Below are 25,600 nucleotides of genomic sequence, written 5' to 3' on the forward strand. Positions count from 1 at the left end.
TTGATACAAGCATTCTGGAGGCGTCCGTGGAGCTCCTGCCGATCAGCACCCCGCACTGCCGTGTCGAACGCGACGGCCACGTCGTGGTCGTCACCATGAACCGCCCCGAGGCCCGCAACGCGCTCTCCTCGGACATGCTGGTCGGCCTCGCCTCCGCGTGGGCGTACGTGTCGGAGGAGACGGGGGTCCGCGTCGCGGTCCTGACCGGCGCCGAGGGCACGTTCTGCGCGGGCGCGGACCTCAAGGCGATGGGCACGCCGTCCACGGACCCCGACGTGCAGGCGCGGGCCGCGCGCATCCCCAACTTCCACTGGAAGGGCCTGCTGCGCGAGGAGCTGCCCACCAAGCCGATCGTCTGCGCCGTGGAGGGGTACGCGGTGGCCGGCGGGACCGAGCTGCTGGTGGGCACGGACCTGCGGATCGTCGCCGAGTCGGCCACGCTGGGGCTGTTCGAGGCCAAGCGGGCGCTGTTCCCCATGGGCGGCAGCGCGGTACGGCTGCCGCGGCAGATCCCGTACTGCCACGCCATGGACCTGCTGCTCACGGGACGGGCGGTCACGGCCGCCGAGGCGCTGTCGATGGGCCTGGTCAACCGGGTGGTCCCGGACGGGCGGGCGCTGGAGACGGCCCTGGAGGTGGCGGCCGACATCGCCGCCTCCGGCCCGCTCGCTGTCCAGGCCATCCTGCGCACCTACCGCGACACGCTCGGCATGCCGGAGGCCGAGGCGCTGAAGGTGTCGGACGACCTGGGCTGGCCGGTGATCGGCTCCGCCGACGCCCGCGAGGGCACCCGAGCCTTCAAGGAGAAGCGCCCGGCCACCTACGAGGGCCGGTGAGACCGCGTAGCCCCACGTGCTGCGCCGGGCAACAATGGGCTCCATGAAGCACACCGCCCTCAGCGCCGAGGAACTCATCGCCAAGCATCGCGGGCCGGCACGCGTCGATCACCACACGATGCGACATGAGGCGGATGAGTTCTTCGGCGACGAGGATCGCGTGGAAGGCGGTCCTCGCGAGGGTCACGACGCCTGACCACCGTGCCGGTGTCAGCCATCAGTCCCCGGTGATGCGGTCCAGCCGTTCCAGGGCCTCGCTGTACTCCTCCATCAGGGAGTACATGACGTCCCGGGTGGAGCGCACCTGGTTGGTCAGGCCGATGACCTGGCCCGCCGGGAAGGTGGCCAGCTCCGAGGCGTCGGAGCGGCCGATCCGGCGCAGCGCGTCCGAGACCAGCATGAACTGCAGCGGCATCGGCAGCGTCCCCGGCGACTCCTGCGACTCCCAGGCGTCGGTCCACTCGTTCCGCAGCAGCCGGGCCGGCTTGCCCGTCCAGCTCCGCGAGCGGACCGTGTCGCGTGAGGTCGCCTGGAGGATGCGCTGCTTGGCCATCTCGGGCGTGTCGGCCTCCTCCACGGTCAGCCACAGCGAGCCGGTCCAGACGCCCTCGGCGCCCAGCGCCATGCCCGCGGCCATCTGACGGCCGTTGCCGATCCCGCCCGCGGCCAGCACCGGCACGTCCACCGCGTCCACGACCTGCGGGATCAGCACCATGGTGGAGATCTCGCCCGTGTGACCGCCGGCCTCGGTGCCCTGCGCGACCACCACGTCCACGCCCACCTCGACCTGCTTGAGCGCGTGGCGCGGGGTGGAGGCGAGCGCGGCGACCTTGACGCCGTGGGAGTGGGCGAGCTCGACCACGTCGGCCGGGGGTGGGCCGAGGGCGTTGGCCAGCAGGGCGATCGGGTGCCGCAGCGCGACCTCGACCTGCGGCCGGGCGGTGGCGTCGGTCCAGCCGAGCAGCACCTTGCCGGCCTCGGCGTCGGCCGACAGCGCCGGCACCCCGTGGGAGGACAGCAGGTTCTCCACGAACGACCGGTGGCCTTCGGGGATCATCGACTGGAGCCGGCCGACCAGCTCCTCGGCCGGGAAGTCGGCCCCCTCGTAGGAGGCCGGCATGACGACGTCCACCCCGTACGGCTTGCCGTCGACGTGGTCGTCGATCCACTTGAGCTCCATCTCGAGCTCTTCGGGAGTGAAGTAGAGGGCGCCGAGGACGCCCATCCCGCCGGCGCGGCTGACCGCGGCGACGACGTCCCGGCAGTGGCTGAACGCGAAGATCGGCAGCTCGATTCCGAACATGTCCGTTACACGTGTCCGCATGGCCCGACAATACGACCGCATAACGGTTAACTGCAACGCGTTCTACTCTAGAACCTTTTGTCGGTACCCGCCAGTAACATCTTATGAGAACGCGTTCTAGTAACGCGTCGTGACGGCCACCGGGGACGGCCGCTTCGGCGGCCGGATGACAAAAGGCCCGCGCCGGCGGCACGGGCCTTTTCCGGGAGGCGGGTCAGGCGCCGGCCTCGGGAGTGCGGCGGCCGAGCAGGACGCCGGCTCCCACCAGCGCGACGCCCACGATGAGCAGCACCAGCGGGATGATGTTCCGCAGCAGGTTCATCTTCGACTTGCCGTCCTTGGCCTGCGCGACCAGGTCGCTCACCGTGCGGTCGGTCATCTTGACGTCCGCCACGAAGGCGGGCGATCGCTCGATGCCGTCCTGGGTCTTGAGCACCTCGTGCCGCTGCTGGTCCTGCCGGACCGGGCTGCCCGTGGTGGGCTCGACGTAGTACGTCACCTTGCCGTCGTACCAGCGGTCCACCTGCACCATCGCGGTCCCGGTCATGCCGAGCACGTTGGCGGGGGCGCTGCGGGTCTCGGTCTTGGTCGGCGGGACGGTCTGCTCGAAGACGTAGACGGGCAGGCCGTCGACGGTGTCCTCGCGGACGAACTGGGCGTCGAACGCCTTGCCCGCGGTGGAGTTGAAGGCCCGGTAGGTCTTCTTCTCCGTGTCGAACGGGAACTTGTAGATCTGGCCCTCAAGCGTCACCGGGGTCTTGCTGATGTTGACGCCGCAGCAGTTCATGCCCACGCCGGTGTACTTGTCGAAGGCGCTGCGCCGGTCGCTGATGACGATCTGCGGCCGGTGGTTGGTGACGTCGTTGACGACGGTGGCCTCGTCCCAGACGACCCGGTCGGAGTCGGCCTCCTTCACGTCGCCGCGCGTGGTGACGATGACGTCGAGGTCGGCCGTGAGCACCTTGAGGTCCTGGGTGGAGAAGTACTGGGCGCCCTTGGCCTCCAGCCGCGTGACGCCCCACTGGTTCGCCGGGGCGGAAATGATCTTACCCGCCGCCCAGAACTTCATGAGGGGCGCGAGGGCGATGAAGAAGGCACCGACCCCGATGAGGACGAGCGTGGAGATGCGACCCATCAAAGGCCTCCGCGATCCTAGAACCTGTTGTCGTCTTGCCGAAACATCCGGCATCAAAGTATGACAGTGAGTGACATACGTCACTGGCCGGTACGGAGCCGCAATCAAATTGATAGAAACAGGTTCTATCGTGGTTCTCCCTATGAAAGCGGCAAATATGCCCATGCGCGCTGACTTGGCGCGGTCCATCCGGCTCTTCCGGGCGTTCCGCACCGAGCAGGGCGACCAGCAGGGCTACTACACCACGCTCGCGGCCGACACGGCCGGGCTCCTGCTCCGGTACGTGGACCTGCGCGACCGGCTGGTGCTGGACGTGGGCGGCGGTCCGGGCTTCTTCGCCTCGGAGTTCCGCGGCCACGGCGCCCGCTGCGTCTGCGTGGACGTGGACGCCGGCGAGCTGGCCGGCCAGGGCGCGCCCAGCGGCGGCGTCCTCGGCAGCGCGCTCGACCTGCCGCTGCGCACCTCCTCGGTGGACGTCTGCTTCTCCTCCAACGTGCTGGAGCACGTGCCGGAGCCGTGGCGGATGGCCTCCGAGATGGTCAGGGTGACCCGGCCCGGCGGGCTGGTCTTCCTCGCCTACACCAACTGGCTCTCCCCGTGGGGCGGTCACGAGACCTCGCCCTGGCACTACCTGGGCGGCCACCGCGCCGCCCAGAAATATCAGGAAAAGTACGGCAAGCCGCCCAAAAACCACTTTGGCCGGAGCCTCTACCCCGTCTCCGTCGCCCACGGCCTGCGCTGGGCCCGCGGCGACCGGCGGGTCGAGCTCGTCGACGCGTTCCCCCGCTACCTGCCCTGGTGGTACCGCCCGATGCTCAAGGTCCCGATCGTCAGGGAGTTCGCCACGTGGAATCTGGTCCTGGTCCTGAGAAAGCGCCCGTAACGACACCCGCCGCCCCGAGCGCCGGAGAGGCCCCTGCCGCCGCGGAGACCGCCGCCCCGGCGGGCGCGGAGGGACGGCCTCCGGGGCCGCCCGGAGAGCTGCGTGTGGCGCCGCTCGACGCCCCCGCCCGTCGCGACACCGCCCTCGACGGCATCCGCGCGCTGGCGGCCCTCGGCGTGTGGGTGCTGCACGTGGCCGGCAACACCGGCGTCATGTACCGCGACGGCATGTTCGCCTGGATGACGACCCGGCTGGGCATCGCGGTCCCGATCTTCTTCCTGCTGTCCGGCCTGCTCCTGTACCGGCCGTGGGCCCGCGCCGTGCTGGAGGACACGCCCGCCCCCGGCGCCGGCGGCTACCTGTGGCGGCGCGTGTTACGCGTCATGCCCGCGTACTGGGTGGTGACGACCCTCGCCCTGCTCGCCTGGAGCTCCCTGGACCTCGGCGGCTGGGCGAAGTGGCTGCTCCTGCTGCAGAACTACACGGAGCAGACCCGCGCCCCCGACGGCCTGTACCAGATGTGGACGATGCCGATCGAGATGGCCTTCTACCTGGTGCTGCCGGTCCTGGCCTGGCTGCTGCACCGCTGGGCCCGGCACGGCAACCGGCCCGTGCGGCTGCTCGGCGGCATCGCCGTGCTCCCGCTGGTGTCCTTCGGCAGCGCGGTGGCGGCCCACGTCTTCGACCAGCCGCAGCTCGCCCTGTGGCTGCCGCACCACCTCATCTACTTCGCCGCCGGCATGGCCATGGCCGTGCTCTCGGTGTGGATCAGGGAGAGCCGGGTCGTGGACGCGCTCGCGCCGCAGCTCCTCGTCCTCGCGCTGCTGCTGTACGTGGTGCTGAGCACCGAGGTGGCCGGCCCGCGCACGCTCGACCTGCCGAGCCTGTCGCAGTCGCTCTGGCGGATGACCCTGGAGACCGCGGTGGCCGTGCTGGTCGTCGCGCCGTTCGCGCTGGCGGCCCGGCGCGACTCGCTCAGGCACCGCGTGCTCGGCAACCCGGTCACCGCGTACCTGGGCCGGATCTCCTACAGCTTCTTCCTCTGGCACGCGCCGGTCATCACCCTGTACTACAAGGTGACCGACACCCAGCCGTTCAGCGGCGACTTCGTCAAGGTGGGCATCCTGACGTTCGTCGGCTCACTCCTCGTGAGCGTGGCCAGCTACCACCTCATCGAGGAGCGGGCGCTCAAGCTGACCGGGCGCCGGTCAGCATCGGCTCCTCCGCCGGAAGCTCCGGCGGAGCGTCGGGCGGAGCCGGTTCGCTGACGAGCCGGCCGAACAGCACGCCCATGGCCGCGCAGGCCACGAGCTGCGGCACGTGGTCGGCGAGCAGGTCCACGTCGGCGCCGTAGTCGCGCAGCGCCATCGCCGCGGCCAGCGACGCCGTCGCCAGGGAGAACAGCAGCGCCGCCGCCCAGTGCGGGGCCGTCCACCTCGGCAGCGCCCGCCGTGCCGGGGCCCAGAGGACCGCGACGACCGCGGCGAGGACCACGAGCATGCCGGCCCAGCCCGCCACCCAGGCGCCGAACGCCAGCCCCGCGGCGACGGCGTACGGCATGCGCCAGCCGGACAGCCGCGAGCGAGCGGCGGCGGCGGTCTCCAGCACGTGCTCGGGGCGCGGGCCGCGCATCACCAGGGCGAGCAGCGCGAGCACGGCGATGCCGCCCAGGCCGAGCGCGAGCGCCAGCCAGTACGCCCGGTCGGGCCCGTACTCCAGGCGCACGGTCCCCGAGGTGCCGGCGGGCAGCTCCCACGCCTGCTTCCAGCCGTCGATGCGGACCGGCCGCAGCGTCTGGCCGTCGAGGCTCGCCCGCCAGCCGGCGTTGTAGTTCTCGTTGACGACCAGGAACGAGTCCTTGGGCGCCGTCACGCGCACCTCGCGCTCCGACTGCGTCCAGGTGCCGGGGGCCGCGGCGCCCTCGACCGGGAGCGGCTGCTCGGGCAGCGAGCCGATCACCAGGTCGTCGACCGCGAACGGGTCCCAGCCGGCGGCCCGCACCCGGTTGTCGCCCGCCGACAGCGTCGCCCTGGCGCAGCCGGTGAAACGGAGGGGCCGCTGTTCGAGCAGGTCGGCGTAGGTGCCGGTGACGCGGGTCTGGATGACCTTGCCGTTGACCCGCAGCTCGGGGCCCTGGCCGCAGGGCAGCCGGAACGGGATGCCCTCGGGCCGGCTGGCCGGGGCGACGCCGGGGATGATCAGCTCGGTCACCTGGAGACGCCGCGACACGGGGAAGAAGCGCAGCTTGAGCTGGGTCGTGGTGAGCGGCTTGATCTTCAGGACGCCGCCCGCGTCCACGCGCCCGCTGCGGACCACGCCCTTGTCGCCGACGACGACCATGTCGAGCGGCTGTTTGTCGCCGCCGGGCCGGGCGACCTGGAGGCGGGAGATCGTGCGCTTCCCGTTCCAGCGCAGCGTGAGCGTGGGCTCGGCGTCGTTGGGCGAGGGCACCCACGTGGTCGCGGCGTCGGCGTCGAACGCGGACCTCGGCGCGACCACGGGGTCCTTGCTGACCTGCGAGGTGCCCTGGACGCGGGTGAGGTCGCCGCTGAGGCGGCTGTAGCGGTCGGCGAGCCCGGAGTCGCGCAGGACGGCGGTGCCCTGGACGGTGGCGGAGTGCTTGCGCTCGGCGGAGAAGGTGCGGTCGAACCCGGCGCCCTCCTCCCCCGGCCGGGCGAGCAGCGGGTTGCAGACCCACCGGTCGCGGTTGCGCATGCACTCCGGGCGCGCGTCGAGCCCGCGGTCCATCACGTACGCGTCGCCGCTCTCGCCGGGCAGCCTGATCGTGCGGCCCGGCAGCACGCCGGGGATCGTCATCTCGGTGATGCCGACCCGCTGCACGAAGCTCCAGTCGCTGTCGTACGTCGCGAGGATCCTGATCCGCAGCCACGTCGTCGTCCCGGGCGGGGCGCGCAGCGTCTGCGGCTCGTTGGTCTGCCGCACGTCCTGGACGAGCCGGCCGCCCTCGGTCTCCACGGCCACCCGCCTGATCGACTGGCCGAGCAGCACGTTGTTGGTGAAGGTCACCTTGAGGCTCGGGATCTCGCGGGGCTGGGGCAGGTCGACGCGCAGCCACTCGCCCTGCGGCCGGTGCCAGCCGCCGCTCTCCCAGCCGGTCTCGTAGTCGCCGTCCATGGCGGCCCACGGGCCGCGGCCGGGGGTGCTCAGGCCGGAGATGGCGTCGGCGTCGGCCACCGAGGAGGAGGCGGTGATCGACGAGATGCCGCCGTACTCGGCGGTCGCGGTCTCCTCCAGCCAGCCGTCCTCCAGCAGGTCGAGCGCCCGTACGCCGGTGAAGTCGGCGCGCCGGTCGGCGGTCAGCGTAGGTGTCCAGTTCGTACGGATCTCGCCGAACTGCCGCTCGCGCAGCCGCAGCGCGTCGCTGACCACGGTCGGCACCTCGTACGTGCTCGCGTCGTCGTTCACCAGCACCGGGCCGGTGCCGAGCAGCCCGAGGTCGCCCATCGTGAGCAGCGAGTCGGGGCCGCCGCGCACGCGCACCGCGTCACCCGCGGACTCCACGCCGACCAGCTCGGAGCCGCCCGCCACCTCGTACAGCTCCAGGGCCGGCGAGGGCCAGTCGACGGAGTCGACCGCGTCGTCGGTGAAGCCGTCGCCCACCTCGCCGCCGAACGAGCGGATGCGGCTGATGCCGGGCGACTCGCGCAGCGTCTCCTGGATGCGGGCCGGCCAGGCCCCCTGGAGGTTGGCGCGCATCAGGTCGTTGCGGACGAGCAGGTAGTGGACGCCGAGCCGGCGCAGCACCTCGGTGAGCCCGGCCGAGCCCTCTCCGGAGGTGAGGCGCTGGTCGATGACGTCCAGCAGCCGGGTCAGGCCGACGGAGCCGGCGGCCGTGACCTGCCGGGTGGTCCAGCGGGCCTTGAACAGCGGCTGCATGGGGTCGTCCACCGGCCGGCCCCACAGGTACTCGCCGAACTTGGCGCCGGGGACGACCAGGACGCCGTCGTCGCCCGCGTTCTCGTTGATCCAGGCCGCCGCCTGCCGCCAGTAGAGCGGCACCTCCTTGAACGCGCCGGGCATGGCGAGCCCCTGGTTGAAGACGGGCAGCACGAGCCCGGCCAGGGCGACCAGGGCGACCACGCGCACCGGCAGGCGGACGTTCGCCCGCGGGCGCGCGACCGACGCCGGACCGGGCACGGCCGACGGGGCGGCGGGTGCGGCCGGTGCGGTGGACGGGGCGGACGGGGTGACGGCGCGGGCGCGCTGGTAGCTGACGGCGAGCAGGTGGGCCAGGCCGAACGCGATCGGCAGCCGCACCAGCGGGTCGAACTTGCGCAGGTTGCGCAGCGGCGCGAGCGGTCCGTCGAGCAGCCACCGCACCGGCTCGGCGACGATCGGCTCCAGCGCGCTCGTGTGCCCGGCGACCAGCGCGGTGACCCCGACCAGGAACAGCGTGACCACGAACCCCCTGGCGGGCAGGTCGCGCCGTACCAGGCCGGCAAGGCCGAGCGCGGCCAGCACGCCGGTGACGACGACCATCGCGGCCGAGGTGGCGATGGCGTAGCCGGGCGGCTGCTGGTCCACACCGTTCACGGTCAGGAAGCGCACCCAGTCGGAGGTGCCGCGCAGCACGTTCGTCAGCGACGTGACCTGCGTCGTCGTGGACGCCGTCTCGGTGTACGGCAGGAACGAGAACGCGTACCGGCCGACGAGCAGCAGCGGCGCCCACCAGAACAGCGTGGCCACGGTGACCGCGCCGGTCCACCAGCCGAGCAGCCGCCAGCGCGGCACCGGCCGGGGCCGGGTCAGGATGTACACGACGGGGGCGACGAGCACGGCCAATACGGCGACGGCGTTCACGCCGCCGCACAGCGCCACGGCCAGCCCGGACCTGATCGCGCCCCGGGCCCGCTGCCCGGTCTCCGACGCGGTGAGCAGCGGGATGAGGATCCACGGGAGCATCGCGGCGGGCAGCCACTCGATCGAGATCTCGCCGAGGATGGACAGCGCGCGGGGCGCGAGCGCGTAGGCCAGGGCGCCGGCGATCCGGGTGCCGGGCGTGCCGATGCCGAGCTGCCGGGACAGCCGCTCCACGCCGAGGAACGCCACGCTGAGCAGCAGCGTCAGCCAGAGCCGCTGCGTCACCCACGGCTCGACGCCCATGATCTTCCCCAGGGCGAAGAAGGGGCCCATCGGGAAGAGGTAGCCGGCGGCCTGGTTCTGGAGCTGGCCGAAGTGCTGGAGGTCCCACAGGTGGGCGGCGCGCTCCAGCCAGCCGAGCGGGTTGAGCGCCAGGTCGATCTTGGTGTCGCCGATGATGCTGCCGGGCCTGGTGGTGAACGACAGCACCGCGAAGCCGAGGCAGCAGAGCAGCAGCCACAGGCGGTGCCGGGCCGTGTCGCTCACCATCGCTCCTCCCCCAGGGGCGCAGGGGCGGTCCACAGGGGGACGGCCGCGGGGCTGCCGCGCATGAGCGCGGCCATGCGCTCGGCGCTGCTCTGCCAGGAGAACCGGTCGGCCCACGCGCGGCACCGCGCCGCGTAGCCGTCGCTCCGGCCGCCGGCCAGCTCGTCGAGCGCGGCGGCGACGCCCTTGGCCAGACTTGTGCCCTCGGGCAGCAGCCAGCCGGTCTCGCCGTGCCGTACGGCGTCGCGCAGCCCGTCCACGTCGAAGGCGACCGTGGGGACGCCGAGCGCGGCGGCCTCCAGCACGCACAGCCCCCAGCCCTCGCCCTGGGAGGCGTTGACCTGGAGCCACGCTGAGGCGATGAGCCGTTCCTTGTCCGCTTCGGACAGGTATCCGTGCATGGTGACGCCCTTCGGCAGCCGGGCGCGCAGGCGCGCCTCCTCGGGGCCCCGGCCGACGAGGTCCACGGTCAGGCCGGGCCAGCGCTCCCTCAGCTCGGTCACCGCGTCGAGGAGCAGGTCCACGCGCTTGTGCGCGACAAGCCGGCCGACGCAGACGAGCCGGGGGGCGGCGCTCTTACGGATGTCCGCGGGCGTGCTGACGCTCACGCCGTTCGGGATGATCTGGATGGGCCCGGTCCAGCCGAGCCGCTCGCGCATGGCGTTCACCGTCGACGGCGACACGGCCACGCTCTGACGCCGGCGGTAGGTCCACCGGGAGACCGGCCCCTCCAGGAGGCGCCCGACCGCGGCGAGCCAGCGCGGCAGGTGGACGCCGAACTGCCGGTCGTGGACGTGGTGGACCACGCACAGCACGGTGGTGCGGCGGGGCAGCACCCACGGGGTGAAGAACGGGATGCCGTTCTGGCAGTCGAGCACCACGTCGAACCACGACCGGCGCGGCAGCAGCCAGGCCAGCACCCGGGGATAGACGGAGAACGCACCGCCCATGCGGACCAGCCGTACCCCGTCGATCTCCTCCCGGGCGGGCTGCCCGGGAGCGCGCGCGGTCACGAAGTGAACGCGGTGGCCCGCCGCCGCGAGGCGGCGGGCCATCTCCCACGCGTACGTCTCGGCGCCACCGGCGGCCGGGTGCCACGGATCCCGCCAGTTGACGACGGCGATGTTCACGGATACCCGACGGGGTCGAGCGGCGGCTCCCAGGCGGGCGCGGCGGAGGCGCGCGGCTCCAGGTGGAGCGTCAGCCAGATCCGGCCGAGCTCCAGCAGGATGCCGGCGCTGTGCCGGGCCGGTGAGAACCGCGAGCCCGGCATGTCGCGCCACTGGACGGGGATCTCCAGCACGGTCGCGCCCTTCTCCGCGCACCGGGCGAGCAACTCGACGTCGAAGGCGAAGCCGGGCGTGCGCAGCCGCGGGGCGACCTCGCGGACGAGGGCGCCGTCGAAGAACTTGAAACCGCACTGGGTGTCGCTCACCCCGCGCACCAGCACCCTGGCCAGCGAGCGGAAGCCGACGGCGCCCAGCTCGCGGACCCGGCTGTGCCGGTTCTCCACGTCGGAGAAGGCGTGGGCGCGCGAGCCCACGACCACCCGCTCACCGGAGAGCAGCAGGCCGAACGCGACGTCGAGGGCGCGCAGGTCGGTGGCCATGTCCGCGTCGCAGAACCCCACGAACGGGGCGCGAGTCTGGAGCAGGCCGGCGCGGACGGCGGCCCCCTTGCCCGGGGTCGCGCACCGGGCCAGCCGGACCGGGACCTTCCCCCGCGGCCAGGTGCTGACGATCTCCGCGGTGGAGTCCGTGCTGTTGTTGTCGACCACGATGACGGCGGTCGGGAACGGCATGCGGGCAAGCTTCGCGCACAGCTGCAGGAGCCCCCCGGGGAGTCGCCCTTCCTCGTTGTAGGCGGGAATGACGATCTCGAGCAGTGGTGGTCGGCTCGCCCGCTCGTCCCCTTGACGGGAGGGCGGCATGGCGGTGGTGTCTACCGGTCGCCGTAGTTGTAGAGCGGCTGGTTCACGGGCGTCGCGGTGGCGCCGGTGAAGGAGACCGTCGTGACGGTCGCGACGAGGGCGGCCACGGCGATGCCGATGATCGCTGCTAAGAGGATCTTGATCACTGGGGGGTTCCTCCTGGGGCGCGGCACTTGGGGGACCGTCACCAACCTAGAACCAATTCTTGCTACTCGGAAGTAGCTAAACGAAATCTTAATAAAGCCACTGATCAATGGGCCTATTCGGACGAACCTTGAGCAATCGGTCCACCCACACGGTACAGCCGCAGGTCGGAAGCGTCCACGAGCAGCTTCGCGCCCCTCAGCCGCCGGTCGAACCCGGCACGTTCGGCCGGGGTTCCCGCGTCCACGACGACGTACCGAAACCCCGCCCGGAGCAGGTCTGGCGACGGCATTTCTAGTACGTGTTCTAGCATTTGCGCCCGCTCGTCCTCGCTCGGGACGACCAGGTCGCCGACGCGCACGGTGTCGTTGGCGACCACCTCCCGCCCCCGGCCGCCGAAGAAGCGCTGCGCCGGGTCCAGCACCGCCCGACCGCCGTTCCAGGCGAAGCGCCGGTACGACTCGAACGGCAGGACGAGCACGTCGCCCGGCTCGGGGTCGCGCCGGATCAGCTCGCGGGCGGCCGTCCAGCTCTCCGGGTACGGCACCGCGCGCAGCGCCCCGGTCGCGCCCCACGCCATCGTGGGCAGCACGGCGAGCGGCACCAGGGCCAGGACCGCCACGGCCCGCCGGCCACCGCCGGTGAGCGCCCTGGCCGCGGCCGCGGCGGCCAGCCCCAGCCCGACGGCCTCCAGCAGCGCCAGCGGGGCGACGAACTGCTGGGCGTCCCGGAGCACCGCGAACCCGCCCCACAGGTGGACCAGCCAGGTGAGCGCCGCCCTGCCCGGGGCCGTCACGCCGAGGCACGCCACCCCGAACCCGGCCACGGCCGCCACCACCAGCCCCCGTCGCCACCCGAGACCTCCCGCAGGCCCGGCGCCCGAGGCGGCCCGCCCGGGCCGGGCGAAGCCGGCGAGCGCGGCGAACCCCGCGATGCCGGCCAGGGACAGCAGCAGCCGGGCCACCGCGCCGAGCGGCGTGCCGTACCCGGCGGGCACCGCGTGCGCGTTCCAGATCCCACCCAGCGACAGCAGGCTCCCCACGGCGCCGAACGGCCCGTCCGCCCGCGCCGCGAACGCCTCCACCCCGACCCCGTCCCCGGTCACCCCCGCGGGCCGCAGCAGCGCCGGCACCAGCCACGGCAGGCTGAACACCACGAGCACGACGGCCACCGGCACCACCCGGCGCCACCGCCCGGCCCTCACCGAGCGGTCCGGGCTCAGCAGCGCCACGGGAAGGGCGGTCAGCGCGGTCACCGTCATGGCGGCGAACCCGCCCACCGCCGCCGGCAGCATCGCCACCGCCGGCCGCCACGCGGACCCCCTCCGGGCGGGCTCCCGGGCCACGGCGCCCACCACCCAGGGCAGCCCGGCGTACCCGAGCAGCAGCGCCCACTGCCCCATCAGCAGCCGCTCGGCCACGTACGGGTTCCACACGTAGAACGCCCCCGCCACCAGCCGGGGCCCGAGCCCGTCCGACGGCACCAGCCGCGCCGCGCCCGAGCAGCCGAGCACGAAGACGCCCAGCAGGACGGCCTTCTGCACCAGCTCCCCCGACAGCACCGCCGACAGGGCCGTGACGACCGCGTCGCTCGGCACCACCCGCGGCGCGCCCCCCGACAGCCCGAACGTGAAGCGCGAGAACTCCGGGTCCGGCACGAACACCATGTCCTGCACCAGCACGAACCCCCACCCCAGAGCGGGCCCGAGCGCGAGACAGCCCAGCGCGAGGCCGAGCAGGGCGGCGGCCGGGGTCCGGGGCATTCCGCTATGACATCACAACCACACAACGGGCATTCCGCCTGAATCCGCTCCTGGATACGCTTCGCCAGACCGGAGGGGGACCGGGGGACCGGGAGGACTGGGTGACCAGCGAGTCGGGGGCGGCGGCCCGTACGAGCCCGCCCAGAGATGGGCGGCCCGGTGACGGGCGGCCCGGTGGTGGGCTGCACGGTGATGGTCGGCCCGGTGACGCGCAGAACGGTGACGGGCGGCACGGCGACATCGTGCTGGCCGCGGCCATCGCCCTGATCGCCGTCCAGCTCGTCTGGAGGTTCGACTTCGTCCGCCGGACGTACTTCCGCCAGGACGACTTCACCTTCATCGCCCGCGGCCTGGAGCACGACCTGACGTGGGACTACCTCATGCGGGTCGACTACGGGCACCTGGTGCCGGGGCCGTTCGCGATCCACTGGGCGATGGGCCGGCTCGGCGTCTACAACGAGGTGCTGGCCCACGCCGTCACGATGGGCCTGCTGGCCGCCGCCGGGTTCGCGCTACTGCGGCTGCTGCGGCTGCTGTTCGGGACCCGGCCGGCGATCCTGGTGCCGCTCGGGTTCTACCTGCTGACGCCGCTGACCGTCTCGTCGCTGTCGTGGTGGGCCGTGGTCGTCGAGACGCTGCCGTTCCAGGTGGCGCTGGCGATGGCGCTGGGCTCCCAGGTCCGCTACGCCAGGACCGGGCGGTTCCGGCACGCGGTGGCCGTGGCGGGCTGGGCGGTGCTCGCCATGGTGTTCTTCGTCAAGGCGCCGTTCATCCTCGTGCTGGCGTTCGTGCTGACGATCGGCTGGTTCCCGCGGGCCCGGCGGCGCGCCGCCTGGCTGCTCTACCTCGCCGTCGTCGCCGGGTACGCGGCGGTGTTCTTCCGGCAGCTGTTCACCTCGGTGCAGCTCACCAACGACACGATCCGGCCGGCGCTCCCCGACCCGGCCGTGGCCGTGAGCTTCGCGTGGAAGCTGCTCACCGGCTCCCTGGTGCCGGGGGCGCTGGGCGGGCCGTGGCAGTGGTACCCGATCAGCGAGGACTACGCCATCGCCGCCGCCCCCCGGCCGCTCATGTGGGCGGCCCTCGGCGTCGCGCTCCTGGCCGTGGGCGTGTCGCTGTGGCACCGCAGGCGGGCCTGGCTGGCGTGGCTGACGCTGCTCGGCTACTTCGCGCTGGCCGACGTGGTCCCCGTCATGATCGGGCGGGTCGTGCAGCTCGGCCCCGACCTCGGCGGGCAGGAGCTGAGGTACGTCTCCTCCACCGCGATGGTGCTGGCCGTCGTGATCGGCCTCGCGTTCGTCCCCGTACGGGGCGAGGAGGACCCCTGGCGGCGCCCCGCCCCCGGACCCCGGCGGCTGCCGCGCCTGCGCGCCGGGCTCCGGTACGCCTGGGTCCCGGTGGCCGCCGCGTTCGTCGCCGGCTCGGTCTGGTCGGCCGCCGGGTACGCGCGGATGCCGCTCGGCGAGCACGTCAGGAGCTACGTCGAGACCGGCCGGACAGCCCTCGCGCGGGTCCCGCACGGCGCGGTCGTCCTCGACACGCACGTGCCCGCCAAGGTCGTGCTCCCGCTGTTCTTCCGCGACTACGCGCTGACCTCCCGGGTGCTCGGCCCGATCGCGCCGAACCCGGTGACCTGGACGCGGACCCTGACCGGGCCGGTGCCCAACCCGCTGGCCTTCGACGACGCCGGCCGGCTGCGCCCGGTCGAGATCCAGGGCATGACCATCCCCCAGCGCGGCGGCTGCACCCCGGTGTCGGGGCGGGAAAGACGCTTCGAGCTGCCCGCTTCCCTGCCGGACGGCGAATGGACCGTCCAGGTCGGCTACCTCAACCCCGTGCCGGCCACGATCGCGGTGCGGCTCGGCGGGGCCGTCACGACGGTCCCGGCGGGCAAGGATTTCGGCTGGACGTTCGCCACGGTCAAGGGCGGGGGCAGCGACCTGGCCGTCCGCGCGCTGGACGGCCGTACGGTCTGCGTGGGCGAGATCAAGGTCGGCGTGCCGCGCCCCGCCGCCAACGGCACCCCGACCCCGCTCCAGCCCGTCGGCCCGTGAACCCCCGTAGGGGGCCGGTCGGCGGCCGGCCCCCACCTCTAAGCGGCCCCCGCGGTCAGTGGCCGGGCTCGGGGTCCCGGGGCAGGCCGAGCATGCGCTCGCCGATGATGTTGAGCTGCACCTCCGTCGTCCCGCCGTAGATCGTCATGGCGCGCGTGGCGAGCACCGCCCGGTTCCAGTAGCCCGCGTCGCCGAGCGTCATGTCGGCCGCCACCACGGCCGCGGAGCCCAGCAGCGAGACCGCGGTCTCCGACACGTGCTGGGCGTGGGAGGTGGACAGCAGCTTGCGCACCGACGCGTCCGCGCCCGGCTCGGAGCCGGCGAGCTGCTTGAGCGTCACGCGCAGCGACAGCGCGTTGATCGAGTGCCCCTCGCAGATCACCTCGGCCACCTGGTGCGCCTCGACCGGGGTGAGCTCCCGGCCGAGCCGGCCGGCCAGCCCGACGAGGTCGGGCACGGACGCGCCGGTGCCGCCCGAGCCGGAGGAGAGCGAGACGCGCTCGTTGGACAGCGTGTTGCGCGCCACCCGCCAGCCGTCGCCCACCTCACCGACTACCAGGTCGTCGGGCACGAACACGTCGTCGAGGAACACCTCGTTGAACAGGTTCTCGCCGGTCATCTCGGTCAGCGGCCGGACCGTCACGCCGGGCGCCTTCATGTCGACCAGGAAGTACGTGATGCCCTCGTGCTTGGAGCCGGCCGAGGAGTTGCGGGCGATGCAGATGCCCCACTCGGCGACGTGCGCGACGGAGGTCCAGATCTTCTGGCCGTTGAGCCGCCAGCCGCCTTCGACCTTCTCCGCCTTCATCTGCAGCGAGGCCAGGTCGGAGCCCGCCCCCGGCTCTGAGAAGAGCTGGCACCAGATCGTCTCGCCGCTGAGCGTCCTGGGCAGGAAGCGCTCCTGCTGCTCCTGCGTGCCGTACGAGACGATCGACGGCACCACCCACGCACCGATGATCATGGCGGGGAGCCGCACGCGGGCGGCCTTCAGCTCCTGGGCGATCAGCACCTGCTCCAGCGGCGAGGCCGCGCGGCCCCACGGCTTGGGCAGGTGCGGCATGACGAACCCGCGCTCGGCCAGCGCCCGCCTCTGCTCCACGCCCTCCAGCGCCTTGATCTCGGCGATCTCGGCGCGGATCGACTCGCGCAGCCGCTCGGCGCCCTCGGGCAGGTCGATCTCCATCTCCCGGGACACGCCGCCCATGGCCAGGTTCGTGACCGTGGCCGCCCAGCCGGCCGACGCGCCGAGCAGCGCGCGCAGCGTCAGGGCGCGCCGGTAGTACAGGTGGGCCTCGTGCTCGAAGGTGTAGCCGATGCCGCCGAACGTCTGGATCGCGTCCTGCGCGCACCGCACGGCCGCGTCGGGCGCCATCACACCGGCGATCGCGGCGGCGTACTCCAGCTCGCCGCCCTCGGCGCGGGTGGCGTCCCAGACCGTCGCGCGGGCCTGCTCCAGCGCCACGAGCATCCGCGACAGCTTGTGCTTGATGCCCTGGAACTGGCCGATCGGGCGGCCGAACTGCACGCGTACCTTGGCGTAGTCGGAGGCGGCGCGCACGCACCACGCGGCCAGGCCCGCGGCCTCGGCCCCGAGCAGAACGGCGGCCAGGTTGCGCACGTCGAGCCCCTGCACGCCCTCCAGCACCCGGGCGGCGGGCACGGTGGCGTCCGTCACCTCCACCTTGGCCGACGACCTGGTCAGGTCCAGGGACTTGAGCGAGGTGACGCTCGCGTCCGAGGCGTCGAGCGCGATCCACACCTCGCCGCCGTCGGTGGACACGGGCAGGATCAGCACGTCCGCGGACGCCCCGCCGAGCACCGGCTCGACGGAGCCGGACACGGCCAGCGACCCGTCGGCGGCCCGCGTCCCCGTCAGCCGGCCGCCCGGCCCCCCGACCGCCGCGCCTCCCGTGAGCGCCACCGCGCCCGTGCGGGTGCCGTCGGCCAGGCCGGTGAGCAGGTCGTGCCGCTTGGAGGCGTGGACGACCGCGCTCGCGAGCACGGTCGGCACGTACGGTCCGGGCGCCATCCGCTCGGCCAGCGCCTCGACGGCGACCGCGGCCTCCAGCAGCCCGTAGCCGGAGCCGCCGGCGCCCTCGGGCAGGTGCAGCCCCAGCAGGCCCTGCTCGGCGAGCCCCGACCAGAACGGGGGACGCTCACCCTTCGCGGATCGCAGCAGCTCGGCGGGGATGTTCCGCTCCGCCCAGCCGCTCACCGACTCTCGGAGCGCCTCATGCTCCTCGTTCAACCCGATCGCCATCGCTCATCCTCCAGCCGAGGTCCCGGTCATGCCAGAACCATATTCTAGAGGATACTTCTGGCCTAGATGGGGGCGATCCGGTCGGCGAGCGTGTTCAGGTCACGCCAGCGGCTCTTGCCGCTCTCGGGGACGGAGGCGAACAGCATCGCGGGCTTCGCCCGGCCCGTGTCCACGACCGAGACGAGGCCCTGCGCCACGCGCTGCCCGCCGTCCACGTCGTACGCGACCCTGAAGGCCAGCGTCCACCCCTTGCCCAGGGGCGTACGCTCCGAGCCCGTCCAGGTGAGCGTGGCCCCGGCCGGGTACTGCGTGCCCAGCGCCCACGTCGCGGCACGCGCGGCGAGCCTGCGGTAGTCGGAGTCCTTCACCGGGCGGGCCGCCGGGGTGGCGCCCGGCAGCGGCGCCGAGCCGATCAGGGCGCCCGGGACGGCCGCCTTGCCGGCGCGCTGAGCCACCGAGAACGGCGCTGACGTCGCGCTCTTCCACGGCAGGCCGAGCCGCGGGTACGACAGGCCCGCCTTCGGGTCGCTGACCAGGCCGATGACGACGCTGGCCGTGCCCGGCAGCACGGCGTACTCCTTGGCAGCGGGCACGGGCGGCAGCGCGACACCGGTGGACGACGGCGTTGACGACGGCGCGGCCGACTGGGCGAGCGTGGCGGCGGGCTCCTTCGCGCCTCCGGCGGGCGGGGGCGCGATCGAGCCTCCCTGCGGCAAGCCCTGGTCCTTGGGCACGTCACCCGAGAAGACGGCGAAGATCAGCAGTACGGCCACCACCGTGGCGATGATCGCGCCGACGAGGTACACGACCCGGATGGGGATGTCGCCGATGCGGCTCATCAGCCCGGACCCGGGCGGCGGGGGCGGCACGACCGGGGGCATGGGGTACTGCTGCGACGCGGGGCCCGGCCCGTGCCCCAGCCGCGTCGCGGCCCCGGCACCCGCCTGCGCCCCGCCCGCCTGCGCTCCGCCCGCCTGCGCCCCGGAACCGTTCCCGGCCGGTGAATCCGCGTGCGGCCCGGACGGCGGGACAGCCTGGGGCCCCGACTCGCGACCGGGACGGGCACCGTACGGCGGGGCGGTCCGCGGCGGCCCGGACCGGGGCGCGGCCTGCGGCCCGGACTGCGGCGCGGCCTGTGGTCCAGGCTGGGGCGTGGCCTGTGGTCCGGACTGCGGCGCGGCCTTCGGTCCGGACTGCGGCGTGGCGGGAGGCTCGGACGGCTGAGGGCCGGACGGCGGGCCCGGTCGGGGCCGGGCGTGCGGCGGCGAGCCCTGCGGTGAACGCGACGGCGGCCCCGCGGTGCCGCCGGAGGGCTGAGGGCCGGAGGGCCGGGAACCGGGCGGCCGGGGGATCACGACCGTCTCGTCCGCGGGCACGACGATCTTCCGGAACGGGGTCGTGGGAGCATCGTGATTGGGCTGCTGGTCACCGACGTCCGCCATGACCTTGAGGTTACGTCACTTCAGACCGGGATATTTCCGCCATGTCCTGGCCAGAATTTTGTTCTGGAACCCCTGGCCCCCACCCCCGCACCCCGCCATATCCTCAAACCCCTGCACACCCGCGCTGACCAGGACAAATGGCGAAAAAACGTATCTTTCACCGGTGGCAGGGAAGGTACCACCCCATGAGGAAGATCGTCGCGGGATTCGTCCTGACCGTCCTGCTGACCGGCTGCTCGGCGATCCAGTCCGCCACGACGACCGGCTCTTCGACGTCCGGTGCCTCAGCCTCCGGCGCCACGGCCACCTCGACGGCCGGCTCCCCGGCCGGCACGGCCACCGCGCCCGCCAGCCCGCCCGCCAGTCCCCCCGTCGTCCCCACGTCGCCCCAGTCCCTGGAGACGGCCTACGAGCAGGTCATCAAGGAGGTCCTCCCGTCGATCGTGCAGATCACCACCAAGGTGGGCCTCGGCTCCGGGATCGTGTACGACTCCGCCGGGCACATCCTCACCAACGCGCACGTGGTCGGCGAGGCCACCCAGATGCAGGTGACCCTGGCCACCGGCGGCGCCGGCCGGTCCGCCCGGCTGGTCAGGTCGTTCCCCGCCGGCGACCTCGCGGTGATCAAGGTGGACGACCCCAGAGGGCTGAGGCCGGCCCGGTTCGGCGACTCGGCCAGGCTGCGGGTCGGCCAGCTCGTGCTCGCCATGGGCAACCCGCTGGGCCTGTCGGGCAGCGTGACCGACGGCATCGTCTCGGCGCTCGGCCGCACGGTCAGCGAGCCGCAGGATCCCGGCTCCCCCGGCGCGACGATCGCCAACGCCATCCAGACCTCGGCCTCCATCAACCCCGGCAACAGCGGCGGCGCCCTGGTGGACCTGTCCGGCCAGGTCATCGGCATCCCGACGCTCGCCGCGACGGACCCGAACCTGGGCGGCGGCGCGGCCCCCGGCATCGGCTTCGCCATCCCGAGCAACACCGCCACCGACATCGCCGCGCAGATCGTCCGCGACGGCAAGGTCACCAACACGCACCGCGCCGCCCTCGGCATCAGGGGCAGCACGGTCGTCGGCGACAACGGCCAGACGACGGGGGTCGGGGTGGTCAGCGTCGAGCCGGGCAGCGGCGCCGAGAAGGCGGGCATCCGGCCCGGCGATGTGATCGTCTCCGTCAACGGCACCGAGACGCCCACGATGTCCGCCCTGTCCGAGATCCTGACCACCCTCAAGCCGGGCGACCAGGTCAAGGTCGGCCTCATCCGCGCGGACGGCACGCGGACCACGGTCACGGCGACCCTGGGCGAGCTGCCAGGCGACTGACCGGGGGTCCGCCGCCCGCGGCTCACTGACGGGCGTCGAAGACGATCTCCACCCGGCGGTTCTTGGCCCGGTTGCGCTCCACCGGCTTGCCGTCGACGAGGTTGGGCAGCCTGGGCCGGGTCTCGCCGTACCCCTGCGCCTGAAGTGTGACGCCGGCGTCCGCGAGCAGCCCGCGCAGGCCCCGCTCGACGGCCTGGGCGCGCCGCTGGGAGAGGCGCAGGTTGTAGGAGTCGGAGCCCTGATCATCCGTGTGCCCCTGCACCTTGACGACGCCGCCCGCCCCCTCGGTCCTGACCTTCTCCGCGACGCCCTGGAGCCGCTTCCTGGCGGCGCCGGTCAAGGCCCACTTGTCCACGGCGAACAGCACGTCGCTGGTGAGCGCGACCGTGACCTGGACGCCCTGCTTCGTCTCGCTCTGGGTGCCGTCGAGCGACTCGACCTCGCCGATGATGTCCTCGACGGGCAGCACGAGGTCCTCCACGACCGCGTTCGCGTCCGACGGGACGGGCGGGGCGGTCGGACCGGCCGGCGGGTTCGCCGGCACCAGCAGCCCGGCGGCGACGCCCAGGGCGGCGACGCTAAGAGATCGGAACATCGGTGAGCACGCCGATCATCGGCATCTCCACGTTGACCTGCGTGACGTCCGCGGGCGGGGCCGCGAAGACGGCGTAGAGCGAGGTCGTCTGGCCCCCCTCCAGGAACTGGCCCTGGGTACGGGAGCAGACGCACTCGCTGTCGGCGGTCGCGCCGTTGCGGGCCACGCGGTAGCGCTTGGCGTTGACCGGGTCGATCAGGGAGACGGCCGACACCGAGTAGTCCAGCGTCCCGGTGCTCATGCCGTTGTGCATGTTGACCTTGCCGTCGAGGGCGGTGACGGTCCAGTTGAGGGTGACGGTCCTGCCCTGCCGCTTCAGGCCGGTGATGTCGACCCGCGCCTTGCCGTTCTGGCCGCCGCTCGAGGTGCTCGCCTCCCGGCTCGCGATCGCCGCGGTGGACTCGGCCGCCTTGGTCGCCTCGGTCTGCTGGGGCGCCGGGGCGGCGGTCGTGGTCTCGGCGCGGGCCGCGGTCTGCTGGGCCTGCCCGTCCCCGGCGCCGCCGGCCTGCCGGCCTGGAAGCACTCCGCAGCCGGCCAGCGCGACGGCCGCCACGGCCAACGCGATCGTCTTGCGCATGATCCTGGATCACCTTTCGAGAACGTCGCCGGAGTCCGCACCGGAAGCCGGGTCACTCCCCCGACAGACTCCCACAACCAGAACAAATGCCTCAACTTTCACCGTTGTCACAGGTCAGCGCTCGTCAAGAGCCTCGCAACCGGCAGGTCCCAATAATCAAGGGCCAACCAGGCGAATCCACACACTCGGCCGCCAGACGAGGACACGACCATGCGACGCCTACCCAGCGTGATCACACCCGCACTCGCCGGCCTGCTCATCGCCGGCCTCACGGCCACCGCCCAGCCCGCGCGCGCCGCGGAGGCGGCACCGGCACCCGGCCGGCCCGCCGCGCTCGGCGCCTTCTACGGCCAGCGGCTGTCGTGGATGCCCTGCGGCGGCGGCTACCAGTGCGCCAAGCTGAAGGTGCCGCTGGACTACGCCAAGCCGGGCGGCGACCGGATCGACATCGCGGTGATCCGCCTGCCCGCCACCGGCCGGCGGGCCGGGGCGGTCGTCGTCAACCCGGGCGGTCCCGGCGAGTCGGGCGTCCAGGCGGCCAGGCAGGCCGACGCGTTCCTCTCCCCCGCCGTCCGCGCCCGGTTCGACCTGGTCGGGTTCGACCCCCGGGGCGTCGGCGCCTCCACCGCGGTGCGCTGCTTCACCGACGCCCAGCTCGACGGCTACTACGCCATCGACAGGTCGCCGGACACCGCCTTCGAGGTCAAGAACCTCGACCTGGCGCAGAAGCAGTTCGCCCAGGCGTGTCAGGCCCGCTCCGGCAAGCTGCTGCCCCACCTGGCCACCACCGACGCGGCCCGCGACATGGACGTGCTGCGCTCCGCCCTCGGCGAGTCCCGCCTGACGTACGTGGGCTACTCGTACGGCACCTTCCTCGGCGCCACGTACGCCGACCTGTTCCCCGGGAAGGTGCGGGCGCTGGTGCTCGACGGCGCCATGGACCCCACGCGGACCGGCGACGAGCTCGGCACCGGGCAGTCCGGCGGCTTCGACGTGGCCTTCGAGTCGTTCCTGCGCGACTGCTTCAAGGCCAAGGACTGCCCGTTCCCGACGCACCGGCTGGGCGCGGCGAACAAGAAGGTCGAAGCCCTGCTGACGCGGGTGGACAGGGCTCCGCTGCGCAACGTGTACGACGGCCGGCAGGTCAGCCAGGCGATCGCGGTGACGGGCGTCCTGTCGGCCCTCTACAGCGAGTCCGCCTGGCCCATGCTGCGGCAGGCGCTGGCCGACGCGTTCCAGGGGGACGGGACGAGGCTGCTGCTGCTCGCGGACCTGTACAACGAGCGCCGGGCGGACGGCACGTACACCAACAGCTTCGCCGCCCACGAGGCCATCGACTGCCTGGACCACCCGCCCACCCACAAGGCCACGGCCAGGACCGGGACGACGCCGTGCGACTACTGGCCGGTCAGGCGGAAGAGGTCGATCCGGCCGCTGCGGGCCGACGGCGCCCCGCCCATCCTGGTGATCGGCACGCTGCGCGACCCCGCCACGCCGTACAAGTGGGCGCAGGCACTGGCCTCGCAGCTGTCGTCGGGTGTGCTGCTGACCTTCGACGGCGACGGGCACACCGCCTACCGCAAGGGCTCGGCGTGCGTGGACCGGCTCGTGGACCGGTACCTGACGACACTGGCCGCCCCCGCGAACGGCACGAACTGCCCGAAGGTCAAGCCCGTCAGGGCATCCCGCCAATAGCCCCGTCCGCTCAGCCCTCGATCGCGTACGCGACTGCCCGGTCCAGTCCCATCCGCTCGCCGCTGTGGAACGCCGCCGTGTAGGCCCGCGCCCCCAGCGCCTCGCGCGCCCGTGCCACGCAGTGCTCGTGGTCGCGCATGTGCGGCCAGAGCCGGGACGGCGAGGCCCCCATCGCCTGCCAGAGCGCGTTCGCCACCCCCAGCATGCGGGCGGCGCGCTCGTGGCGGCCCTGCGCCCCGGCGATCCAGGCCAGGACCTCGACGCACTCCGCGAGCCCCCACCTGTCGCTGATGGCTCGCCTGACGGCCACCGCCTCCCGCAGCGTCTCCTCGGCCCGCTGCGGGTGGCCCCGGTGCCAGGCGGTGATGCCGACGGCGAACAACGCGTACCCGCGCGAGGGCTCCGCGCGCCGCTTCACGCACAGCGTCAGGAACTCCTGGGCCAGGTCCCCGGCCCGTTCGGGATCCTCGCCCGCGCTGAACGAGACGTCGTAGAACAGGTTGATGGCCAGGGCGCTGAGGTCGCCGCGGTCCTGGTGACCGGCCCGCGCCTTCTCCATGAGGGTCATCCCGCTCCGCGGGTCACCGGCCGAGAAGGCGACCATGGCGGAGACCTGCGTCGCGAACGCCCGCGTCTCCTCGTCGCCCGCCTCACGGGCCAGCCGGTGCGACTCCTCCAGCATGTCCTCCGCCTCGGCGCGGTCGCCCTGGAGCAGGGCGAGCATCGCCGACACCCACAGCGCGGTACGGCGGGCCCGGGAGCCGGGGGTGACCAGGCCCAGCCCGCGGTCCAGCCAGTGGCGGCCCTCCGTGACGGAGCCCGCGAGGATCCAGTAGCCCCACATCGCGGAGACCATGTCGAGCCCGCCCGCCGCCTCTTCCGGCCGGGAGTACAACGCGTCGAGCGCGACGCGGATGTTGGGCAGCTCCGTCGCCAGCAGGCGGTAACGGTCGAGCTGCTCGGGCACCAGCCGGTCCACCCGCTGCTCGGCGACGAGGCGCCGGTAGTGGTCGCAGTAGCGCCGCCGCAGCGCGTCCTCCTCGCCGCTCTCGGCGAGCTTCTCCCGGCCGTACGAGCGGATGCTGTCGAGCATGTGGTACCGGACGCGGTCCTTCTGGTGGTCGGCGACCAGGATGGACTTGTCCACGAGCCCCGCCAGCAGGTCGAACACGTCCCCACGGTCGATGCCGCAGCCGTGGCAGACCTCCTCGGCCGTGTCCACGTCCATGCCGCCCGCGAACATCGACAGCCGGCTCCACAGCCGCTGCTCCGCCCGCGTGCACAGGCCGAAGCTCCAGTCCACGGCCGCGCGCATCGTCTGGTGGCGGGGCGGCACGTTCCCGGCGCCTTCGGCGTCCAGCACCTCGAACCGCTCGTCGAGCCGGCGCTCCAGCTCCTCGACCGGCATGGAGTGCAGCCGTCCCGCCGCGAGCTCGATGGCCAGCGGGATGCCGTCGAGGCGGCGGCAGAGCCGGGCGACCAGCGCGGCGTCCGTGCGGTCCACGGTGAAGCCGGGACGCACCCGCGCCGCCCGGTCGGCGAACATCCGCACGGCCTCGCTGCGCGCGATGTCGCGGGGCTCGGCGGCCTGGTCCGGCACGGACAACGAGGGCACCACGAGCACCTGCTCGCCCACCACACCGAGCGTCTGCCTGCTGGTGGCCAGCACCCGCAGGCGGCCCGCGCCGCGCAGCAGCCCGTCGACCAGCTTCGCGCACGCGTCGAGAAGGTGCTCGCAGTTGTCGAGGACGAGCAGCAGGTGCTGGCCGGAGAGGTAGTCGGCGAGCACGGTCATGGGGGACGCCCCCGCGTCGCGGACGCCGAGCGCCGTCGCGACGGCCGGCACCAGCAGGTCCGGGTCCTCCAGAGAGGTCAGCTCGACGATCTCCACCCCGTCGTCGAACGCCGGTCGCAGCGTCTCGGCCACGCGCAGCGCCAGCCGCGTCTTGCCGACCCCGCCGGCCCCGGTCAGGGTCAGCAGGCGTCCACGGGCCAGCAGCCGCCGGGCAGCCGCCACCTCGCCGCGGCGCCCGATGAAGCTGGACGTCTGAGCAGACGTCATCACTGGATGTAGCACGGCCTGTGCACGCTCTCGCCGCCCCCTGCCGGCTCCCCTTGCCGGTGTCGCGGCCACCCGCCCACCGGCGACCGCGGCCGGTGCCGCGGTCATCCGACCACGGCGACCGCTCCTCCAGATTAAGCGCAGACCGTGAAGAGCGCACCCGTGAAGCGGGTGCGCTCTTGCCGTCCACTCGGTCGCCGGCGTGGCGGGGGCCCCCCCCGCCCCCCCCCGCCCCC

19 protein-coding genes are annotated in these 25,600 nt (G+C 73.2%); 7 read left to right on the forward strand and 12 right to left on the reverse strand.

Annotated features, from left to right (window positions below; all coding sequences use genetic code 11):
• Positions 1–26: 26 nt before the first annotated feature.
• Together ACIBG4_RS39955 and ACIBG4_RS39960 are read left to right on the forward strand one after the other, a co-directional pair.
• On the forward strand, positions 27–836 hold the full coding sequence (locus ACIBG4_RS39955; RefSeq protein ID WP_397207545.1) for a crotonase/enoyl-CoA hydratase family protein: 810 nt from the start codon (positions 27–29) through the stop codon (positions 834–836).
• 43 nt (positions 837–879) lie between these two features.
• Entirely contained in the window at positions 880–1,032 is a 153-nt protein-coding gene (locus tag ACIBG4_RS39960; RefSeq protein ID WP_310715668.1) for a hypothetical protein, read from the forward strand.
• A gap of 21 nt (positions 1,033–1,053) precedes the next feature.
• Here ACIBG4_RS39960 and ACIBG4_RS39965 read toward each other — a convergent pair whose 3' ends face one another.
• Entirely contained in the window at positions 1,054–2,160 is a 1,107-nt protein-coding gene (locus tag ACIBG4_RS39965; protein WP_310715669.1) for a nitronate monooxygenase family protein, read from the reverse strand.
• 193 nt (positions 2,161–2,353) lie between these two features.
• Positions 2,354–3,274 carry a DUF3068 domain-containing protein gene (locus ACIBG4_RS39970; RefSeq protein WP_397207547.1) on the reverse strand — a complete coding sequence of 307 codons (921 nt, stop codon included), beginning with the start codon at positions 3,272–3,274 and terminating at the stop codon, positions 2,354–2,356.
• 157 nt (positions 3,275–3,431) lie between these two features.
• Between ACIBG4_RS39970 and ACIBG4_RS39975 the strand changes: the two genes are divergently transcribed.
• Both ACIBG4_RS39975 and ACIBG4_RS39980 read left to right on the forward strand, forming a co-directional pair.
• Positions 3,432–4,157 (forward strand): class I SAM-dependent methyltransferase, encoded by a 726-nt coding sequence (locus ACIBG4_RS39975; RefSeq protein WP_310715673.1) that lies wholly within the window; start codon positions 3,432–3,434, stop codon positions 4,155–4,157.
• Positions 4,158–4,261: 104 nt separating this feature from the next.
• A complete protein-coding gene (locus ACIBG4_RS39980) occupies positions 4,262–5,425 on the forward strand; it encodes an acyltransferase family protein (protein WP_397207549.1) in 1,164 nt (387 codons plus the stop codon).
• Here the strand turns inward: ACIBG4_RS39980 and ACIBG4_RS39985 are convergent.
• The 5 genes from ACIBG4_RS39985 to ACIBG4_RS40005 form a co-directional block, all read right to left on the reverse strand.
• On the reverse strand, positions 5,346–9,527 hold the full coding sequence (locus ACIBG4_RS39985; protein WP_397207551.1) for an alpha-(1->3)-arabinofuranosyltransferase family protein: 4,182 nt from the start codon (positions 9,525–9,527) through the stop codon (positions 5,346–5,348). The genes ACIBG4_RS39980 and ACIBG4_RS39985 overlap by 80 nt on opposite strands.
• Positions 9,521–10,654, reverse strand: a complete 1,134-nt coding sequence (locus tag ACIBG4_RS39990; RefSeq protein ID WP_397207553.1) for a glycosyltransferase family 4 protein — start codon at positions 10,652–10,654, stop codon at positions 9,521–9,523. The genes ACIBG4_RS39985 and ACIBG4_RS39990 overlap by 7 nt, the downstream gene beginning before the upstream one ends.
• On the reverse strand, positions 10,651–11,454 hold the full coding sequence (locus tag ACIBG4_RS39995) for a glycosyltransferase (protein WP_397207555.1): 804 nt from the start codon (positions 11,452–11,454) through the stop codon (positions 10,651–10,653). Before ACIBG4_RS39995 ends, ACIBG4_RS39990 begins: the two co-directional genes overlap by 4 nt.
• An 11-nt stretch (positions 11,455–11,465) precedes the next feature.
• A complete protein-coding gene (locus ACIBG4_RS40000) occupies positions 11,466–11,600 on the reverse strand; it encodes a hypothetical protein (protein WP_268959883.1) in 135 nt (44 codons plus the stop codon).
• A gap of 113 nt (positions 11,601–11,713) precedes the next feature.
• Complete coding sequence (locus ACIBG4_RS40005; RefSeq protein ID WP_397207557.1) at positions 11,714–13,360, reverse strand: hypothetical protein; 1,647 nt, start codon at positions 13,358–13,360, stop codon at positions 11,714–11,716.
• Positions 13,361–13,461: 101 nt separating this feature from the next.
• Here ACIBG4_RS40005 and ACIBG4_RS40010 point away from each other — a divergent pair, with 101 nt between their 5' ends.
• Positions 13,462–15,414 carry a hypothetical protein gene (locus ACIBG4_RS40010; RefSeq protein ID WP_397207559.1) on the forward strand — a complete coding sequence of 651 codons (1,953 nt, stop codon included), beginning with the start codon at positions 13,462–13,464 and terminating at the stop codon, positions 15,412–15,414.
• 55 nt (positions 15,415–15,469) lie between these two features.
• Here the strand turns inward: ACIBG4_RS40010 and ACIBG4_RS40015 are convergent, their stop codons facing one another.
• Complete coding sequence (locus ACIBG4_RS40015; RefSeq protein ID WP_397207561.1) at positions 15,470–17,674, reverse strand: acyl-CoA dehydrogenase; 2,205 nt, start codon at positions 17,672–17,674, stop codon at positions 15,470–15,472.
• 62 nt (positions 17,675–17,736) lie between these two features.
• On the reverse strand, positions 17,737–18,555 hold the full coding sequence (locus ACIBG4_RS40020; RefSeq protein WP_397207563.1) for a hypothetical protein: 819 nt from the start codon (positions 18,553–18,555) through the stop codon (positions 17,737–17,739).
• A gap of 746 nt (positions 18,556–19,301) precedes the next feature.
• Here ACIBG4_RS40020 and ACIBG4_RS40025 point away from each other — a divergent pair.
• Positions 19,302–20,435, forward strand: a complete 1,134-nt coding sequence (locus tag ACIBG4_RS40025; protein ID WP_397207565.1) for a S1C family serine protease — start codon at positions 19,302–19,304, stop codon at positions 20,433–20,435.
• 22 nt (positions 20,436–20,457) lie between these two features.
• Here ACIBG4_RS40025 and ACIBG4_RS40030 read toward each other — a convergent pair whose 3' ends face one another.
• Together ACIBG4_RS40030 and ACIBG4_RS40035 are read right to left on the reverse strand one after the other, a co-directional pair.
• Positions 20,458–21,030 carry an OmpA family protein gene (locus tag ACIBG4_RS40030; RefSeq protein WP_397207567.1) on the reverse strand — a complete coding sequence of 191 codons (573 nt, stop codon included), beginning with the start codon at positions 21,028–21,030 and terminating at the stop codon, positions 20,458–20,460.
• Positions 21,014–21,607 carry a hypothetical protein gene (locus ACIBG4_RS40035; protein WP_397207569.1) on the reverse strand — a complete coding sequence of 198 codons (594 nt, stop codon included), beginning with the start codon at positions 21,605–21,607 and terminating at the stop codon, positions 21,014–21,016. Before ACIBG4_RS40035 ends, ACIBG4_RS40030 begins: the two co-directional genes overlap by 17 nt.
• A gap of 210 nt (positions 21,608–21,817) precedes the next feature.
• On the opposite strand from ACIBG4_RS40035, the gene ACIBG4_RS40040 reads away from it, so the two are divergent.
• Positions 21,818–23,302, forward strand: a complete 1,485-nt coding sequence (locus ACIBG4_RS40040) for an alpha/beta hydrolase (RefSeq protein ID WP_397207571.1) — start codon at positions 21,818–21,820, stop codon at positions 23,300–23,302.
• Positions 23,303–23,312: 10 nt separating this feature from the next.
• Here the strand turns inward: ACIBG4_RS40040 and ACIBG4_RS40045 are convergent, their stop codons facing one another.
• On the reverse strand, positions 23,313–25,364 hold the full coding sequence (locus ACIBG4_RS40045; RefSeq protein ID WP_397207573.1) for an ATP-binding protein: 2,052 nt from the start codon (positions 25,362–25,364) through the stop codon (positions 23,313–23,315).
• Between the last annotated feature and the right edge of the window lie 236 nt (positions 25,365–25,600).

This window comes from Nonomuraea sp. NPDC050383 (genome assembly GCF_044459125.1).
GTDB lineage: Bacteria > Actinomycetota > Actinomycetes > Streptosporangiales > Streptosporangiaceae > Nonomuraea.

Bases quoted from the DNA above. Each gene is read 5' to 3' on its own strand.
- ACIBG4_RS40025 (WP_397207565.1), top strand. From the start codon at position 19,302: ATGAGGAAGATCGTCGCGGGATTCGTCCTGACCGTCCTGCTGACCGGC.
- ACIBG4_RS39975 (WP_310715673.1), top strand. From the start codon at position 3,432: ATGCCCATGCGCGCTGACTTGGCGCGGTCCATCCGGCTCTTCCGGGCG.
- ACIBG4_RS39960 (WP_310715668.1), top strand. From the start codon at position 880: ATGAAGCACACCGCCCTCAGCGCCGAGGAACTCATCGCCAAGCATCGC.
- ACIBG4_RS39995 (WP_397207555.1), bottom strand. From the start codon at position 11,454: ATGCCGCCCTCCCGTCAAGGGGACGAGCGGGCGAGCCGACCACCACTG.
- ACIBG4_RS40020 (WP_397207563.1), bottom strand. From the start codon at position 18,555: ATGCCCCCGGTCGTGCCGCCCCCGCCGCCCGGGTCCGGGCTGATGAGC.
- ACIBG4_RS40045 (WP_397207573.1), bottom strand. From the start codon at position 25,364: ATGACGTCTGCTCAGACGTCCAGCTTCATCGGGCGCCGCGGCGAGGTG.
- ACIBG4_RS40005 (WP_397207557.1), bottom strand. From the start codon at position 13,360: ATGCCCCGGACCCCGGCCGCCGCCCTGCTCGGCCTCGCGCTGGGCTGT.
- ACIBG4_RS39965 (WP_310715669.1), bottom strand. From the start codon at position 2,160: ATGCGGACACGTGTAACGGACATGTTCGGAATCGAGCTGCCGATCTTC.
- ACIBG4_RS40015 (WP_397207561.1), bottom strand. From the start codon at position 17,674: ATGGCGATCGGGTTGAACGAGGAGCATGAGGCGCTCCGAGAGTCGGTG.
- ACIBG4_RS39970 (WP_397207547.1), bottom strand. From the start codon at position 3,274: ATGGGTCGCATCTCCACGCTCGTCCTCATCGGGGTCGGTGCCTTCTTC.
- ACIBG4_RS40030 (WP_397207567.1), bottom strand. From the start codon at position 21,030: ATGTTCCGATCTCTTAGCGTCGCCGCCCTGGGCGTCGCCGCCGGGCTG.
- ACIBG4_RS40040 (WP_397207571.1), top strand. From the start codon at position 21,818: ATGCGACGCCTACCCAGCGTGATCACACCCGCACTCGCCGGCCTGCTC.
- ACIBG4_RS39985 (WP_397207551.1), bottom strand. From the start codon at position 9,527: ATGGTGAGCGACACGGCCCGGCACCGCCTGTGGCTGCTGCTCTGCTGC.
- ACIBG4_RS40035 (WP_397207569.1), bottom strand. From the start codon at position 21,607: ATGCGCAAGACGATCGCGTTGGCCGTGGCGGCCGTCGCGCTGGCCGGC.